Origin of the sequence: Citrobacter gillenii (genome assembly GCF_013337685.1) — a bacterium.
In the GTDB taxonomy this organism is placed as follows: domain Bacteria; phylum Pseudomonadota; class Gammaproteobacteria; order Enterobacterales; family Enterobacteriaceae; genus Citrobacter; species Citrobacter gillenii.
Genome location: NZ_SUQN01000002.1, coordinates 297,851 through 313,804, shown reverse-complemented (window position 1 = coordinate 313,804; position 15,954 = coordinate 297,851). Strand labels below are relative to the sequence as shown.

The window sequence follows — 15,954 nt, the reverse complement described above, 5'->3', positions numbered from 1 at the left end:
TCCGGGGTAAAAATAAAACACTCTCGGTAATATTTGCTCCGCGTGGGAGAATATCATGATGCCGAGCCTGTTATTGTGCAACGATAAATATGAGTACGCACATCCTTCAATAAAAAATGATGCTAACGTTCTACTTTCAACACTGAAATTAGAACCCATTGTCGAGTTATCGACTTCGCACCGATACGGCTTTGAAGTCCTGACCCACCTCCCGCGAAAAATGAATAGCGAGAACTATTTTCGCCAGCTTTCTTTCGCACAACAACAAAGCCTGTTTTATCGCCAAATAGCCAACATCGTACATTATCAGCCCGGCTACGTTTATTCACTGAACCTGCCGATGAAGGCCTTTCTGAACTGGACGTCATTTCATTGGCGTGATGTTACGTATCCACCTAACCTTGTCATCGAAATACAGGACCCTGCTACATTCTTTTTGCTCAATGTTGCTCAACGCCATGTGGCGTATAACGCTATGCAGCATGTTGAAGCGTCAGGCACCCCTATCTGGATGGATGACGTCAATGAAGAATTACTCATCGCATTCATTGAGGCTAATTGGCACCTGTCAGGCATTAAACTGGATAAAAATACCTTTTGGACACTGAGTAAAAAACCCAGCAGGCTCCAGCAGATCATTAAGAAAGGACAAGCAATCGCAAATCAGGTGATTGTCGAAGGGATTGAAACCCAAACGCACAAGGAAATTGCCCAGCGAGCCGGCGCAAATTTGGGGCAGGGGTATTTATGGCCCGCCATTTATCCAGGGCAGGAGAAATAAAACGGAAAGGAAAACAGGAAGGATGCGCAGCGTACTACGTCGGGAACGACATCGCCGTTTACAAAACACTCACTGTACCCATCAATATCATCACTGTGCGCCGCAGGTATTTGACCGGCTTGAGTATCTGGCACAAAAAATCAATTATACATTACCGGGAGACACTGTATCTCAGGCAATTATCACCACTGATTACTATCTCGCATTTACACTGAACCGCTATTTATTTTCAGGTACCCGTACGGCTGTTTTCCAGAATTTTGAGTCGGCGCTCGACAGTCTGCAATCCCCTGAATCCAGTCAGTTAGTGATTGATATGGAAGGATTGCCATTCTCGTATTTCGAGACGATCCAACAGTTACGCCTGCTGGTTAAACAGCGTAATGACATACAGATTTTTTTATTACTCAACGATAATGACGAAAGTCTGGGTAAATTTATTGCCATGACCGGTCCTTTTTATGTTCTCCCCCGCCGTCAGCGCCTTGCAGACATACGTCACGCTTTATTATCGCCAAATCTAAATAATATTCATTCTTCGCGTTTAAACCTGGCTGACTGGGAGATGGTTTCATTACTATTGCAAGGTGAATCCTTAAAAAAGATTGCCTGCATACAAAACCGGCCTTACCACCGGGTTATCTATCGTCTGAATCAACTGATTACGTACCTCGGATTGCCACACCGCCAACGTTTTTTGCATCTGATACACCGTCTTAACGCTACCTCTCATCATTTAATTTAACACCATAAACCTTTGTGAAATAAGATTTTTTAGGAAATTACTTATTTATCACTGAGACGCCCCATGTAATTTTTACATAAATTTAATATTTACAACTAATCCTGGTATTATGCCTGCGGCGTGCAACGCACTTAACCCTACGAACTCTGTGCATTACGTCGTAATGGCCATCTAAGACCTCCTTAACAAAACCTAAACAATCAGCCTGTTGTGTTGTTTTTAGTATTTTAAAAAAACTTTCAATCTGCCATAATTAAAACAGAAGGAAAATAATACTAACAATCGTAAGCATATTGGGTTCTTTCAGTATATCGTAACAACCATTAAGAAGTTACTTACCGCAAGACTTTTCCGAATGAGTAGAGTAGGTATAATCCCTACTGTTTAATGATTAATTGTAAATTTTTCCTGGTGTGAAATGGATATTCCACACACTCATTGTTCTTACCAAGAACGGCTGAATAAACAAGGATGAAGTCTTATTTATTCGGTTCTTCTCGCAGAACAACCCTTGGCTATTTGACAATATTAATAACGCCTGATGTTTTATCAAAATCGCAAGATACACGAACAGTTTGAGGCATACAACAATGAAACCAGCATCCGTTATCATTATGGACGAACACCCTATTGTCAGAATGTCGATAGAAGTGCTGCTCGAAAAAAATAGTAATATCGAAGTGGTACTGAAAACTGACGACAGTCGTACAGCAATTGATCACCTACGCACCTATCCTGTCGATCTCGTCATTCTGGACATTGAACTGCCTGGTGCCGATGGATTTACCCTACTCAAGAGAATTAAATCACTGCAGGAAAAGACGCGGGTTCTGTTTCTGTCCTCAAAATCTGAATCTTTTTACGCCGGACGCGCTATCCGGGCAGGTGCAAATGGTTTTGTCAGTAAACGCAAGGACCTGAATGATATCTACAATGCGGTGAAAATGATCTTATCCGGTTATTCTTTTTTCCCGTCAGATACGCTTAACTTTATTAATAACATTAATATACGTAAAGGAGAGCTGAATGACATGCCGCTTTCCAATCGCGAGGTCACGGTGCTACGTTATCTGGCAAATGGGTTATCCAATAAAGAAATTGCAGAGCAGCTATTACTCAGCAATAAAACGATCAGTGCGCACAAAGCCAATATCTACTCTAAACTTGGTTTGCATACCATTGTCGAGCTGATCGATTACGCGAAAATGCATGAATTAATGTAACCCCACTCCCGACGAGATGACATTCGGGAGTGAGTGGTCAGTTATAGTTGATCATAAACGTCGCATCAGCCCTGGCAAGTCCGGGCTGGACCCCATCCGCTAAGGCAATATAGTTGGCGAAAAAGGTCAGTGTGGCATTGCCATTTTCGTCAATACTCACCGTCTGGCTCGCCTGTTCGAGCGGCAACCGTGTACGATCGCTGTCATGCAGTTCAATCGCCACCTTTTGCGCCATCGCCGTATTATCCAGCGCCAGTAGCGTGGTACCCGCTGCCGGCGTACCGGAAAAGGTGATTGACGCCGACCCAGGCGGGCAGCCTTCCAGCTTTAGCGAAAAAGGAACCGGTTGGGTGGTATCACCACTGGTTTTTAACTGCTTTGTCGGCCAGGTACCGAGGTCCACGTATTTATTGCTGTCGCTGGCAATCACGGCACAGGTAAAGTCCACTACATTACCGCGCAACTCAATATTGATCTCGCCCAACGACGTATCCGCCCGACTTAGCGAGGTAAACGACAGCAAGGCAGCAACCACCAACAGTATGCGAATGACCATTGCGCGCCTCTTAGTCATAATCTACTCGCAGATATCCACGGGCAGTAAATGGCCCTTCCGCCGGTTTATTGCCCGTCACGCTAACCGGCCACGCCCGGATACTGACGCTCGCCGCGGCGTTATCATCCAGGCGAAACGGAATGGTGCTGGACAGGTTGTTAGGTGTTAGCGGTACGCCGCTGCTGTCGGCAACAATAAAGCCTAAATCGGCGTTGTCCGACACCATCATTTGCCCCGAAGATCTTTCAGCCTCCACGCGCATGGTCAGGTAGGCCTGCGCGGCAACATTGGTACATTTTATGGCCATCGTTTTAGTCTGCGGGTTAACGCCTTCTGGCCGATTTCCAGCCCCAGCTTTGCTAAACAACGACGCGCCGATATCACCAAAATCAAACTCGACAACCTGTCCGGCATTCACTTCGCAGTTTTGCGGCACCTCGACCTTGCCGCTGTAGCTGATGGTGTATACCGGCACACTCAGGGCATCGCCGATGCTGGTCGTGACATAGACCCTGAACATCGTTTGGCGGGGGATTGGTACCATGTTAATAAATGAGCGGATCACTTTTAATTTGAATACCAGCTTTGAATCCATGACGCCAAAGGGTTTCTGCTTGGGTACATTTGGGTGAGTCCCCATACGAATATCGTTACGTGGAGGATAAAACAGTCCGGCATAGCTGTCGGTGATACTCATAGCCCCCAACAGGTAATCATTCAGCTTTAAATACTGAAAGCCCCCTTCCGTACTTTGCACCGGGAGTTCCGTCACGTAGCTGCGGTAGGTGTAATTTACCGTCGTCCCCGCAGGACAGGTCGCATTAACCCCAACCCAACCGGACTTTTCCGGCAACGTCACGACCTGACCGGGGCGGTTATTACTGCTGTTAAAGACGTTCGACAGATCGTAAAACACATCCGTCGGCGTGCCGTTCGAATTCTGGCAGACCGTGGCCCATGACGAATTTGCCAGCAGCAGTAAAGCGCTCCCGAGTAACCAACCAGTTTGTCGTTTCATCGTATTATTCCTTTCATGCCGACGGGCGTTCGCAGGTCACATTGGTGAGCGTTACCGCCTGTTTCAGGCTCTCCTCAGGCAAGGCATAGTGCGCCGTACAGCGCGCGTTCGCGCCTTCGCCCCACTGGATCAGCAACTCGCCTTTTAGCGGCAAACCGCTCAGGTAGATTTGTCCATCGTCTCCCACCATGCTGGTTACGCCGCTGGCGGTTTCACGCACAATGGAGCCAAACGGTACCGGTTTTCCCGCCTGTTGCGCCGTAATTAACGCGCGCACGCCGATACGTGTATCAAACGCCGCTCTTACCAGCGCCCCCTGTGTCGGTACTACGCTGCTGACGTTATTTTCCACATCGGTATGGTTGTTCATTGAATTGGTATCCAGCGCCACACGGTTATAGCGATAGACGGTGGCGTACGGCATGACCGCGTAGCCACGCCAGTCGGTCTGCACCCCGGTCTGGTTCTCTATCCTTACGCCCTGGGCGCCTGGTGCTTTGATCAGCACATTGGTATCGCCCAGCGGCTGGCTCAGGGTGATTCCGTCCGCATGCCCAATCACGCCGCCGGAGAGCTGCCAGTTATAGTCATGCTGGTCGCGGTCGTAGTTGTATCCCATACCCAGCGTGCCATAGGTCGCCTGCCAGTTTGCGCTGGCGCTACCGCTGTAACCGTTGGTGCTGCTGTGCCCCTGGTTTACGCTGTAGCTCAGGTTGCGCCCGTCAAGCAACGTCCCGCCAATCCCGCTCTGCCAGCTGTTTTGTCCGTTGCTATTGCGGTTAGCGTTGAAGGTGGCATAGGTGCGATCGAGCGCGTTATCGCGCGTGTAGCGTCGCCCGGTCAACAGGCTAAACGGCACCGACATATTGAAGGCCAGAATCCTGTCGGTGTCGGCAATCCCTACCGATTCGTTCCACGACCAGGAGAGCGAATAGCTAATCCCCTGCCAGCCGCTGGCATAGCCGAGCTGATACCAGGTGTTGGTATCGGACGTATTCCAGTAAGTTTGCTGACTGCCTGAGACATACAGCGATCCGTAATCTCCTAGATTCTGCGAGATGTTGATCTGAAAACGGCCTTTTTTGCTGTAGCTCAGATTGTGATAGCTCTGGACCACCGGCACTTTATGGCGATTGCCGTCGCTGTCGTATTCGTACTCGTAACCTTCCATATTGCGATACGCCACGTCGTCAAGGGTATAAAACCCCCGGGTCGAATAGCGATATCCCAGTAACTGGAAGTTGGTGCCGACATTATTCAGTGATTTTGCGTACAGAAAACGCAGCGATTGCCCCTGGTGGGTGCTGTCATCCGCCAGTTGGCTGCGCGCATGGGTTAAATCGACGGAGACCGCACCCCAGTCGCCGAGGTTGCGCCCGGTACCGAACACCAGCGCGCGGTAACGAGAGGCCAACTGCGTGCCGCCATAGGCCGTATAACCTTCAGGTAGCCCGGCGATTAACGTGCCCTGGACGAAAAACGGTGATGACTGTTGGCTGTTACCGCTGCGGAAATCCCCGGCCACCAGGTCGTATTTCAGTCGCCCTTCGCGCTGTAACAGTGGAACCGTGGAGTACGGGACGGTATAGCGCTGCTGGCTGCCATCTTTTTCATCTACCGTCACCTCCAGGTCACCGCTGGACGACGTCGGGTTGAGATCGGTAATCGAGAACGCCCCAGGCGACACATAGCTTTGGTATATAACATAACCGTTCTGGCGAATGGTCAGTTTCGCCGCCGTACGGGCAATGCCGCGAACCGTTGGTGCGTACCCCTGCAAGCTATCCGGATACATGCTGTCTGACGAGTAGAGCCGCGCCCCGCGAAACCCGACGCTGTCAAAGACGTCGTTACCGGTGTTGCTGTCGCCCATCACCAGCTCACCTTTCAGCGGGATAATGGCGCGCTGAAGCCAGGTACCGATGTTTTTCCAGCTCTGCGAGTGATATCCGTCGCCTTTGGAATAGCTCCAGGCGCCGTTGTTTCTCAGCCGCCAGGGGCCATAGTTCAGGCCGCTCAACATGCTTAAGAAATAGCTGTCAGAATCGCTGCCACGACTGCCGGTAAAGCTGTAGTTCACCAGCGCAGCCGGGATCCCTTCATCCCATTCCTCAGGCGGAATATATCCCCGCGCGCTATTCAGCATACTGGCCTGCGGCAAGCTGATGTTCAGGCGCAGCGTAGAGAAATCGAAGGCGATTTCGCTGCCGGGGATAGCCTCGGGCAAATTAATACAGGTACTGTTCGGGTCCTGACTGAGCGCCGGAAACGCCGCCGTGTTGACCCCTAGGCGCTTAACCCAATCGAGACCAAAACATGGCGTCAGCCCACCAGATTTCTCGCCGGTACTCGCCTTACTGGTGGCAAAATGAACATCCTGGGTGGCAATAAATTCATCATTACGCCAGATATCCACGCGGTAGACGCCCTCAGGCTGGTGATTCCCTTTTTCAAAACGCGACAAATCCGCCACGGACGCCGTATCCGCAGATAAAAATGCCGGGTTAAAATAGCTTTCCCCGTGGCCTGACAGCGGAAATAAGGCAGCCAGCGTGGACAACGCCACGCCCGCCAGCGGTGGCGTAATCCCCGGTAACCGGCCAGGTAAGTACGTTGTCTTATTCATCGTTTATCAACGCACGCTAACCGTTTTGGCAGGTGTCACTGCGCCGTAGTCATTAACCGTCTGGAACGTCACGCTGCCCTGAACGCCCGCAGGCAGCGGGATCTGCGCCGCGTTCTTCGGTGCCACCATGACGTTATCAACCTTCGTTTTTCCCACATTGAGGTTAACCAGCGTGACGTAATACGCTGACGGATTCGTAATTTTCAGCTGTGTGCCGGAACGGGAAAATTGCAACATGCCGGGCGCGTCTTCCGGTACCTGTGGCAGGTTATTTGGGCGGACAAAGAGTTTAATACGCGACAAAATCGCCAGTTGCAGAACGTTTTTACCCTCAAGGCTGTCTTTATTGACTGACGGGATCGCCTTCACGTTCATCCAGAACAGCGATTCGCGGTCTGTAGGCAGTGGCTGACCGGCATAGATAATGCGCAGCGTATTTTCACTTTTGGGCTCGCTGACAAACAGTGGAGGCGTCACCACAAAGGCTTTTTCTTTAACGCCTGCGCTATTCTCAATCCATGAATTAACCAGGAAACGTTCTTTAGTATCGCTATTGCTAATAGCCAGCGATGTTTGTTTAGCCTCGGCGGGATAAATAACGCGGGTAGCACCTAATGCAATTCCCCCAGCAGCCTGAGCACTGCAGGAAACAAATAAGGTGAGGAAAATAATAAAACCTGATTTAAGATAATTAAACATGGCTACAAATACCTTTGGTGTGATTATCGTTGGTAAATAAATCAGGGATAGACCAACGTAAACCACACGTCTGAACGAAGCGTTCCCGGCGTTATCTTTTCCGAGACAGCCCGATAGCGCGCGGTGAAGTGAAACGTCATTTCCTGCGTTAAAATTGGGGCGTAATGACGCGGCAGCGCATTCGGAATAATTTGTCGTTGCCCCTCATCAAATAATGCCAGGCCAATACCCGAGGCCGCAGACGCCTCACCGCTGGCCAGAAAGACCTGCGGATCTTCTGCAGGCGTGACGCCGGCAAACGCAATCCCAACATGGTCATAAACGTCGGCGCTGCAGGATGTTAAGCGCAGTGAAAACGGTACGCTGGTCGAGGCAAAGCTTCCCGGTTCGCCAAATGCGTTGGTGCGATACTGCCCCATCTGTACCCGCAAGTTCTGGCTATCGGTGGCCACCGTACAGGCCCCATTGACCAGTTGCCCACGCAGGTGAAGGCGACCGCTTTCCAGTATTACCGTGTGTGCAAGCGCAGGCATTACGCACAGCATTCCCGCCAGCGTCATGCCTTTGAAAATCAGTTGCCACATCCTTCGTCATCCCCGGATATTGCCTCATCCATTGAGGCTGTCGTCTTCCTTGCGCCAATCAGAACGGCTTATTCGTACTTCATGATGAAGGTGGCGTCGGCGTTTGCCTGGCCTGGCGTGGCACTTGCAGCGGTCGCTTTATAACGTGCGGAGAAACGCAGGGTGTTGGTGCCTTCTACCAGCGCCTGGGCAGTAGAGAAGGTGGCACCATCTGGCTTCAGCGCGGTAGACGCGTTGTCCAGAATTTCGATACCTACACCGCCAGCCGTGGTGGTGTTATTCCCTGAAGATACCGCCAGCAGAGCTGAGTTGGAGGCATCCGCCTGACCCGAAAACGCCACAGCTGCCGTCGCGGCAACCGCAGGATCGCAGTCGTTCAGCACGATGGAGAACGGAATCTGTGCCGTGGTATCGCCGATGGCTGCAAAGCTGGCGGTACGATATTGCCCTAATGTCACCACCTGATCGGCTGACTGTGTGCTTACCGCACAAGCTGCATTGACCAGTTCACCTTCAAAATGAACAGTACCGCCGCTCACGCTGACCGGATCGGCTGCGACGGCGGCCCCTGCAACTAACATCAGGCTGGCAATAACAGAAGTATTTATTAATTTACGTTTCATGGATTTCCCTTGAATTACACACATCCGGTTCCGGTATCCTGCCGGCTCCGTTTGAATCATTATCGACATAAAATGTCAGGCAAATTATCTCTGCATCCTGTAAAGATATATATCGAAAGAGAATTAATGATGCTTGACCCCAACTCTCCTGAGCGCGAGATTCACTAATTAATCTTTACGAATATGACAATTCGTCACAGGGATAAATTAAACATTTCAATTAATGAAAAATACCTGCAAATCCTTGTAATGGCCCTGGCTAATTCTTATTGGGATCTAAGAAATGTCTGGGTAAATATTACTTAAACACCACCACAATGGTACGTAACAGACTGGTTTATGACGTATTACCCATGAAAACAGAAGGGTGATGAGTTGTTTCACTAACGTTAAAATTAATTAGCGTACTCAGTAATTATTCCTGTCTTTACGATATTGACACCTCACCCGTTCGCACAGCGAGACGTTCCTAATCTCACCTAAAAATGCAAACGAAAACTGACAGCACGCCGCGCTTCTGACAAAATAGTGACATCCCCTTCGATTTAACGTAACAGACGGAATCCTCTCTCTGATGGCAGCAAAGATTATTGACGGTAAAACGATTGCGCAGCAGGTACGCTCTGAGGTGGCTCAAAAAGTTCAGGCGCGTTTAGCGGCTGGATTACGCGCCCCAGGCCTGGCTGTTGTGCTGGTAGGTAGCAACCCGGCTTCGCAAATTTACGTAGCAAGTAAACGCAAAGCCTGCGACGAAGTGGGGTTCGTCTCCCGCTCCTATGACCTGCCTGAAACCACCAGCGAGGCGGAACTTCTTGAGCTCATTGATACGCTCAATGCGGATGCCGCCATCGACGGTATTCTGGTCCAGCTGCCGTTACCGGCGGGGATCGACAACGTTAAGGTGCTGGAACGCATTGCACCGGATAAAGACGTCGACGGCTTCCACCCGTATAACGTCGGTCGCCTGTGCCAGCGTGCACCGCGCCTGCGTCCGTGTACGCCTCGCGGCATCGTGACACTGCTTGAGCGTTACAACATCGATACCTACGGCCTGAATGCCGTGGTGATTGGCGCCTCAAACATTGTCGGTCGTCCGATGAGCATGGAGTTGCTGCTGGCGGGCTGTACCACCACGGTAACCCACCGCTTTACCAAAGATCTGCGTCGCCACGTAGAGCATGCTGACCTGCTGATTGTCGCCGTCGGCAAACCGGGTTTTATTCCCGGTGAATGGATCAAAGAAGGTGCGATTGTGATTGATGTCGGCATCAACCGTCTGGAGAATGGCAAGGTTGTTGGCGATGTGGTCTTTGAAGATGCCGCTGCGCGCGCCGGGTATATTACACCGGTGCCGGGTGGCGTTGGCCCGATGACGGTCGCCACACTTATCGAAAACACGCTTCAGGCGTGCGTTGAATACCATGATGTAAAGGACGTTTAAGATGGCCACATTTTCACTGGGTAAACACCCACACGTTGAACTCTGCGATCTGCTAAAGCTGGAAGGCTGGAGCGAAAGCGGCGCCCAGGCAAAAATTGCCATTGGCGAAGGGTTAGTGAAGGTCGATGGAGTAGTAGAAACACGTAAACGCTGCAAAATCGTTGCCGGACAGACCGTGAGCTTTGAAGGTCAAAGCATTAACGTCGTGGCATGATCCCAGGGCCGGATGGCGGTTCACACCACATCCGGTCCGTTCCCCCTGATTTTCAGATAATTAACTTCACCTTCACTTCACACCAGACTGTTAGCCTATCGTTTTCTTATACGAAGCGACTATCATGCCAACCATCGTTACCCACGCAGCTGTACCTCTTTGTTTAGGATTGGGTCTGGGGCTCAAAGTCATTCCCCCACGCTTGTTGTTTGCCGGGGTTGTACTGGCAATGCTGCCTGACGCCGACGTCCTGTCGTTTAAGTTCGGTATTGCCTACGGCAACGTGTTCGGTCACCGCGGATTTACCCACTCGCTACTGTTCGCCTTCGCGGTGCCGTTACTGTGCATCATGATAGGTCGACGATGGTTTAAAGCCGGGCTGGTTCGCTGCTGGTTATTTTTGACGGTGTCGTTGCTGTCACACAGCCTGCTGGATTCGGTGACCACCGGAGGAAAAGGCGTTGGCTGGCTGTGGCCATGGTCAGATGAGCGCTTCTTTGCGCCGTGGCAGGTGATTAAGGTTGCGCCGTTCGCGCTGTCACGCTACGCCACGCCGTATGGGCATCAGGTGATTATCTCGGAATTAATGTGGGTGTGGCTGCCGGGAGCCGTCATGATGGGTGTGCTGTGGTGGTACAGACGTCACTAATAGTGCCTGATGGCGCTACGCTTATCAGGCCTACCGATCATTCCATCGTAGGCCGGATAAGGCGTTAGCCGCCATCCGGCAATTGAGAGAATTACTTACGACGCCAGGTGGTGCCTTGTGGGCCATCTTCCAGCACAATACCCATCTCGTTCAGACGGTCACGTGCCGCGTCGGCCGCCGCCCAGTCTTTCGCTTTACGGGCATCTAAACGCTGTTGGATAAGCGCTTCAATCTCAGCGACCTCACCGTCATCCGCCTGCGCACCGCTTTGCAGGAACGCTTCCGGATCCTGCTCCAGCAGGCCCAGCACGCCGGACAGCTTGCGCAGATGCGCGGCCATGGCGTTAGCCGCCGCCATATCTTCACCCTTCAGACGGTTGACCTCACGCGCCATATCAAACAGCACCGAGTAGGCTTCCGGCGTATTGAAATCATCGTTCATTGCTTCAATGAAACGCGCTTCAAAGGCATCACCACCGGCTGGCGCCACGGATTTGTCAGTACCGCGCAGCGCGGTGTACAGACGCTCCAGTGCAGAACGTGCCTGCTTCAGGTTCTCTTCGCTGTAGTTCAGCTGGCTACGATAGTGGCCGGACATCAGGAAGTAGCGAATGGTTTCGGCGTCGTAGTATTTCAGCACGTCGCGCACGGTAAAGAAGTTGCCCAGTGATTTGGACATTTTCTCACGATCAACCATCACCATCCCGGAGTGCATCCAGTAGTTGACGTATTCGCCGTCGTGCGCACAGGTGGACTGGGCAATTTCGTTTTCATGATGCGGGAACATCAGGTCAGAGCCGCCGCCGTGAATATCGAAATGGTTGCCCAGCTGTTTGCAGTTCATCGCAGAACATTCGATGTGCCAGCCCGGACGGCCTGCTCCCCACGGGGACGGCCAGCTCGGCTCGCCCTCTTTGGACATCTTCCACAGCACGAAGTCCATCGGGTTACGTTTCACATCCACCACATCCACGCGGGCACCCGCCTGCAGCTGATCCAGATCCTGGCGCGCCAGCTGGCCGTAGTGCGGATCGGTCGGCACGTCGAACATCACGTCGCCGTTATCAGCCACGTAAGCGTGACCTTTGGCGATCAGCTGTTCGGTGATTTCAATAATTTCCGCAATATGATGCGTCGCACGTGGTTCGAGATCCGGGCGCAGGATATTCAGCGCGTCGAAGTCGTTGTGCATTTCCGCGATCATCCTGTCGACCAACGCCACAAAGCTTTCACCATTTTCATTAGCGCGCTTAATGATTTTGTCGTCGATATCGGTAATGTTACGCACGTACTTCAGCTTATAGCCGAGGAAGCGCAGATAGCGCGCAACCACGTCAAAAGAGACGAAGGTACGTCCGTGACCAATATGACAGAGATCGTAAACGGTGATACCACACACGTACATGCCGACTTCCCCGGCATGAATAGGTTTGAATTCCTCTTTTTGGCGCGTCAGTGTATTAAAGATTTTTAACATCGAAGATTCCGTGTAGACGTGTGTGGATAACAAAGCCCTATAATACCTATAAATTGGCCCCGAAGCAGCACACTTTGCAAGGTGATCGAATCTTGCGGTTATGCTATAACACACCCCTAACTCTGACCCTGACCAGGGTCGAAGCACCACTCTATCGGAACAGGATGCAAAAATGGTTACTTTCCACACTAATCACGGCGATATCGTAATCAAAACATTTGATGATAAAGCGCCTGAAACAGTTAAAAACTTCCTGGACTACTGCCGCGAAGGTTTCTATAACAACACCATTTTCCACCGTGTGATTAATGGTTTCATGATTCAGGGCGGCGGTTTTGAGCCTGGCATGAAGCAAAAAGAAACCAAAGAGGCTATCAAAAACGAAGCCAACAACGGTCTGAAAAACACCCGTGGTACGCTGGCGATGGCCCGTACTCAGGCTCCGCACTCCGCAACGGCGCAGTTCTTCATTAACGTTGCCGACAACGACTTCCTGAACTTCTCCGGCGAAAGCATGCAGGGCTGGGGTTACTGTGTATTTGCTGAAGTGGTTGAAGGTATGGACGTGGTTGATAAAATCAAAAACGTTTCTACCGGTCGCAGCGGCATGCACCAGGACGTACCGAAAGAAGACGTTATTATCGAAAACGTGACCGTCAGCGAGTAATCGTGGCGACACTGTTTATTGCAGATCTTCACCTCTGCACGGAAGAACCGGCGATTACCGCCGGTTTTCTGCGTTTTTTAGCCGGTGAAGCACGAAAAGCCGATGCGCTGTATATTCTTGGCGATCTGTTCGAAGCTTGGATAGGCGACGATGACCCCACTCCGCTGCACCATGAAATCGCCGTCGCAATAAAATCGCTAGCTGATTCCGGCGTCCCCTGCTTCTTCATTCACGGCAACCGTGATTTTCTGCTCGGCAAGCGTTTTGCCCGCGAGAGCGGCATGACCTTGTTACCCGAGGAAAAAGTGCTCGACCTGTATGGCCGCAAGGTGCTGATCATGCATGGCGACACGCTGTGTACCGATGATGCCGGTTATCAGGCATTTCGCGCTAAAGTGCATCAGCCCTGGCTACAAACACTGTTTCTTGCTCTGCCGTTGTTTGTTCGCCAACGCATTGCCGCAAAGATGCGCGCCAACAGCAAAGCCGCCAACAGCAGCAAATCGCTGGAAATTATGGATGTGAATCCGCAGGCCGTGGTTACCGAGATGGAAAAACACCAGGTCCAGTGGTTAATTCACGGGCATACCCATCGCCCGGCGGTGCATGAACTGACAGCCAATAGACAACCTGCGTTCCGCGTAGTATTAGGTGCGTGGCACAGCGAGGGTTCAATGGTTAAGGTCACGCCCGACGACGTTGAGCTGATCGCGTTTGCATTTTAATTCCCTTTTTATCTATATTCTCATGATTTAGATCATCACTTCTACTATCTACAAAGTTATGCTGATTAAAATAAGTTAATAAGGGATTATTATGAAAATAGACCGTGATTTTATTCATGAGATAGTTAATAATTTTCATGGCAGCATTATGCTTGATGGAGATTTATGTGATTACTCTCATTTTTCACCTGACAATGAAAACTATGATGATAAAATATATCAGAAAATTTATGCTCTGAAATATATCCCTGCATATTATTTTGAATATTGCGTACTCGCATGGGAATTATCTGAGAGATTAATGAAAAATGACATCAAAAATATAAATATTTCTTCCTTTGGCTGTGGATTACATCCTGACTACTTCGCTCTTTTACATAATTTAAAGAATGTTAAATTTGATTACCATGGATATGATACCTGTCAGTGGACAACAAGAGAATTACTCCCCCCCTCCAATGACAACCTATATTTACATACAGTCTCGGCTTCAGCAATAACCCAAGACTCGATTAATAAAACAGATGTTTTCATTTTCCCTAAATCCCTCGGTGATATTGCCGAGAATATAGATATAAAAGATTTTTCTGCTAGAATTTCAAATTCAAAAAAAAACAGAGTTTTCTTTTTGAATTCTTTTATTACTGTAGACCATAAACTAAACAATCATCACACAGAAATATTCTCTCTTTTCCATAAAGAAATGTTAAAAAAAGGATTTATAACTTCAGACTCTAATGAAAGAACATATTACCGTGGTGACCATATATATCAAGGATTAAAAGGAATTGATTACTCGTTTGACTACCCGCAAAACATACAGCTTTGTGAAGATGTAGAAAAATACGATTGTAAATGTCGAGTTGTACACAACCCTGTACTAACAAATAGTTATATGAACTATCAAATCCTGGAATATTCGCGATGATCATCAGCGCCAGTCGCCGTACTGATATACCTGCATTCTATAGCGAATGGTTGATGAACCGTATTCGTACCGGTTTTTTACTCACCCGAAACCCATTCAATTATCATCAAGTATCTCGGGTATCCCTACGACCAGAAGACGTGGATGCTATTATATTCTGGACACGGAACCCAACGAAACTACTTCCCTACATTGACGAAATTATTGATATTGGGCATCGTTTCTACTTCCAGTTCACTATAACTGGCTATCCGCGCTTGCTTGAGACAAAAATGCTCAATCCACATAAAGCGATCGGTGTGTTCAAACAGCTTTCGGAAAAAATTGGGGCAGAGAAAATCATCTGGCGTTATGACCCTATCCTGCTTTCAAATATACTTCCTTTTGACGAACACCTTCGCCTGTTCAGCAAACTTGCGGATGAATTAGAAGGATATACTCGCCGCGTAGTAATTAGTTTCGCAGATATTTATCAAAAAACAGAAAGGAACCTTAAAACTATCGACTCGCTAATTTATAGCGATATTACACAAAACCATGAACTCTGCTTATCTCTTGCGCAACATTTTTCCGAAATTGCCCAGCAACATAGTCTATCTATTTATTCCTGCGCTGAAGAAATAGACCTTGTTAATCAAGGCATTCTACATGGAAAGTGTATTGATGAAGCGCTTATTAACGATTTATTTGGATTGTTATTACCCAATAACAAAGATCCCGGTCAGCGCGAAGCATGTGGTTGTATTAAAAGTATTGATATAGGGGATTATAATACCTGTATGCATGGCTGCAAATACTGCTATGCAACCTACAATCACAATCAAGCCAACAATAATTTCAAAAAACACAACCCCCAGAGCCCGTTTTTGCTGGGTAATGCTGACGATGTGGATCCCCATCTGTTAGAACCAGTGGCTTTTCAACAAAAATTGTTCTGACCTCTTTAAAATGCAGCTGCTCAGCACGCGCAATCGTTTTCCTTGACGTTAAAACATGCT

The 15,954-nt window shown here is 49.5% G+C and carries 17 protein-coding genes; 10 read left to right on the top strand and 7 right to left on the bottom strand.

Annotated elements, in window-relative coordinates; genetic code table 11:
* Nucleotides 1–55 precede the first annotated feature (55 nt).
* The 3 genes from FCH32_RS05240 to fimZ all read left to right on the top strand — a co-directional run bounded on the left by FCH32_RS05240 (nucleotide 56) and on the right by fimZ (nucleotide 2,749).
* On the top strand, nucleotides 56–781 hold the full coding sequence (locus FCH32_RS05240; RefSeq protein WP_174360604.1) for an EAL domain-containing protein: 726 nt from the start codon (nucleotides 56–58) through the stop codon (nucleotides 779–781).
* 22 nt (nucleotides 782–803) lie between these two features.
* Entirely contained in the window at nucleotides 804–1,526 is a 723-nt protein-coding gene (gene fimY, locus FCH32_RS05235; protein ID WP_135912430.1) for a fimbria biosynthesis regulator FimY, read from the top strand.
* Between the two features lie 590 nt (nucleotides 1,527–2,116).
* Entirely contained in the window at nucleotides 2,117–2,749 is a 633-nt protein-coding gene (gene fimZ, locus FCH32_RS05230; RefSeq protein ID WP_117342165.1) for a fimbria biosynthesis transcriptional regulator FimZ, read from the top strand.
* A 37-nt stretch (nucleotides 2,750–2,786) separates the two neighbouring features.
* On the opposite strand, the gene sfmF is transcribed toward fimZ, so the two are convergent.
* From sfmF to fimA, 6 genes are all read right to left on the bottom strand, one after another.
* Nucleotides 2,787–3,305: a fimbria assembly protein gene (gene sfmF / locus FCH32_RS05225; RefSeq protein WP_117342164.1), complete on the bottom strand. Its 519-nt coding sequence runs from the start codon at nucleotides 3,303–3,305 to the stop codon at nucleotides 2,787–2,789.
* Between the two features lie 10 nt (nucleotides 3,306–3,315).
* Nucleotides 3,316–4,323, bottom strand: a complete 1,008-nt coding sequence (gene fimH, locus FCH32_RS05220; RefSeq protein WP_117342163.1) for a type 1 fimbria D-mannose specific adhesin FimH — start codon at nucleotides 4,321–4,323, stop codon at nucleotides 3,316–3,318.
* Between the two features lie 13 nt (nucleotides 4,324–4,336).
* Nucleotides 4,337–6,949, bottom strand: a complete 2,613-nt coding sequence (locus tag FCH32_RS05215; protein WP_135912431.1) for a fimbrial biogenesis usher protein — start codon at nucleotides 6,947–6,949, stop codon at nucleotides 4,337–4,339.
* A 6-nt stretch (nucleotides 6,950–6,955) separates the two neighbouring features.
* Nucleotides 6,956–7,648 (bottom strand): type 1 fimbria chaperone FimC, encoded by a 693-nt coding sequence (gene fimC / locus FCH32_RS05210; protein ID WP_117342161.1) that lies wholly within the window; start codon nucleotides 7,646–7,648, stop codon nucleotides 6,956–6,958.
* Between the two features lie 41 nt (nucleotides 7,649–7,689).
* A complete protein-coding gene (fimI, locus tag FCH32_RS05205; RefSeq protein ID WP_096759453.1) occupies nucleotides 7,690–8,223 on the bottom strand; it encodes a type 1 fimbrial protein subunit FimI in 534 nt (177 codons plus the stop codon).
* Nucleotides 8,224–8,300: 77 nt separating this feature from the next.
* Complete coding sequence (gene fimA, locus FCH32_RS05200) at nucleotides 8,301–8,855, bottom strand: type 1 fimbrial major subunit FimA (RefSeq protein WP_115259167.1); 555 nt, start codon at nucleotides 8,853–8,855, stop codon at nucleotides 8,301–8,303.
* 574 nt (nucleotides 8,856–9,429) lie between these two features.
* On the opposite strand from fimA, the gene folD reads away from it, so the two are divergent.
* From folD to FCH32_RS05185, 3 genes are all read left to right on the top strand, one after another.
* Entirely contained in the window at nucleotides 9,430–10,296 is an 867-nt protein-coding gene (folD, locus tag FCH32_RS05195; protein WP_096757996.1) for a bifunctional methylenetetrahydrofolate dehydrogenase/methenyltetrahydrofolate cyclohydrolase FolD, read from the top strand.
* 1 nt (nucleotide 10,297) lies between these two features.
* Nucleotides 10,298–10,510: a ribosome-associated protein YbcJ gene (gene ybcJ / locus FCH32_RS05190; protein ID WP_096757997.1), complete on the top strand. Its 213-nt coding sequence runs from the start codon at nucleotides 10,298–10,300 to the stop codon at nucleotides 10,508–10,510.
* A 124-nt stretch (nucleotides 10,511–10,634) separates the two neighbouring features.
* Nucleotides 10,635–11,159, top strand: a complete 525-nt coding sequence (locus tag FCH32_RS05185; RefSeq protein WP_096757998.1) for a metal-dependent hydrolase — start codon at nucleotides 10,635–10,637, stop codon at nucleotides 11,157–11,159.
* Nucleotides 11,160–11,250: 91 nt separating this feature from the next.
* On the opposite strand, the gene cysS is transcribed toward FCH32_RS05185, so the two are convergent.
* Complete coding sequence (gene cysS / locus FCH32_RS05180; protein WP_174360603.1) at nucleotides 11,251–12,636, bottom strand: cysteine--tRNA ligase; 1,386 nt, start codon at nucleotides 12,634–12,636, stop codon at nucleotides 11,251–11,253.
* A 172-nt stretch (nucleotides 12,637–12,808) separates the two neighbouring features.
* Here cysS and ppiB point away from each other — a divergent pair, with 172 nt between their 5' ends.
* The 4 genes from ppiB (at nucleotide 12,809) to FCH32_RS05160 (ending at nucleotide 15,894) form a co-directional block, all read left to right on the top strand.
* Nucleotides 12,809–13,303, top strand: a complete 495-nt coding sequence (ppiB, locus tag FCH32_RS05175) for a peptidylprolyl isomerase B (RefSeq protein WP_115259171.1) — start codon at nucleotides 12,809–12,811, stop codon at nucleotides 13,301–13,303.
* A gap of 2 nt (nucleotides 13,304–13,305) precedes the next feature.
* Nucleotides 13,306–14,028, top strand: coding sequence for a UDP-2,3-diacylglucosamine diphosphatase (gene lpxH / locus FCH32_RS05170; RefSeq protein ID WP_174360602.1), 723 nt, complete (start codon nucleotides 13,306–13,308; stop codon nucleotides 14,026–14,028).
* A gap of 91 nt (nucleotides 14,029–14,119) precedes the next feature.
* On the top strand, nucleotides 14,120–14,956 hold the full coding sequence (locus FCH32_RS05165; RefSeq protein WP_174360601.1) for a hypothetical protein: 837 nt from the start codon (nucleotides 14,120–14,122) through the stop codon (nucleotides 14,954–14,956).
* Nucleotides 14,953–15,894 carry a DUF1848 domain-containing protein gene (locus FCH32_RS05160; protein WP_137362761.1) on the top strand — a complete coding sequence of 314 codons (942 nt, stop codon included), beginning with the start codon at nucleotides 14,953–14,955 and terminating at the stop codon, nucleotides 15,892–15,894. The genes FCH32_RS05165 and FCH32_RS05160 overlap by 4 nt, the downstream gene beginning before the upstream one ends.
* The last annotated feature ends 60 nt before the right edge of the window (nucleotides 15,895–15,954 follow it).

Excerpts from the sequence above, each read along its gene's own strand:
- ppiB (WP_115259171.1), top strand. The coding sequence starts at position 12,809 with ATGGTTACTTTCCACACTAATCACGGCGATATCGTAATCAAAACATTT.
- ybcJ (WP_096757997.1), top strand. The coding sequence starts at position 10,298 with ATGGCCACATTTTCACTGGGTAAACACCCACACGTTGAACTCTGCGAT.
- fimA (WP_115259167.1), bottom strand. The coding sequence starts at position 8,855 with ATGAAACGTAAATTAATAAATACTTCTGTTATTGCCAGCCTGATGTTA.
- fimY (WP_135912430.1), top strand. The coding sequence starts at position 804 with ATGCGCAGCGTACTACGTCGGGAACGACATCGCCGTTTACAAAACACT.
- folD (WP_096757996.1), top strand. The coding sequence starts at position 9,430 with ATGGCAGCAAAGATTATTGACGGTAAAACGATTGCGCAGCAGGTACGC.
- cysS (WP_174360603.1), bottom strand. The coding sequence starts at position 12,636 with ATGTTAAAAATCTTTAATACACTGACGCGCCAAAAAGAGGAATTCAAA.
- FCH32_RS05160 (WP_137362761.1), top strand. The coding sequence starts at position 14,953 with ATGATCATCAGCGCCAGTCGCCGTACTGATATACCTGCATTCTATAGC.
- FCH32_RS05185 (WP_096757998.1), top strand. The coding sequence starts at position 10,635 with ATGCCAACCATCGTTACCCACGCAGCTGTACCTCTTTGTTTAGGATTG.
- FCH32_RS05240 (WP_174360604.1), top strand. The coding sequence starts at position 56 with ATGATGCCGAGCCTGTTATTGTGCAACGATAAATATGAGTACGCACAT.
- sfmF (WP_117342164.1), bottom strand. The coding sequence starts at position 3,305 with ATGGTCATTCGCATACTGTTGGTGGTTGCTGCCTTGCTGTCGTTTACC.
- FCH32_RS05215 (WP_135912431.1), bottom strand. The coding sequence starts at position 6,949 with ATGAATAAGACAACGTACTTACCTGGCCGGTTACCGGGGATTACGCCA.
- fimZ (WP_117342165.1), top strand. The coding sequence starts at position 2,117 with ATGAAACCAGCATCCGTTATCATTATGGACGAACACCCTATTGTCAGA.
- fimH (WP_117342163.1), bottom strand. The coding sequence starts at position 4,323 with ATGAAACGACAAACTGGTTGGTTACTCGGGAGCGCTTTACTGCTGCTG.
- fimC (WP_117342161.1), bottom strand. The coding sequence starts at position 7,648 with ATGTTTAATTATCTTAAATCAGGTTTTATTATTTTCCTCACCTTATTT.
- FCH32_RS05165 (WP_174360601.1), top strand. The coding sequence starts at position 14,120 with ATGAAAATAGACCGTGATTTTATTCATGAGATAGTTAATAATTTTCAT.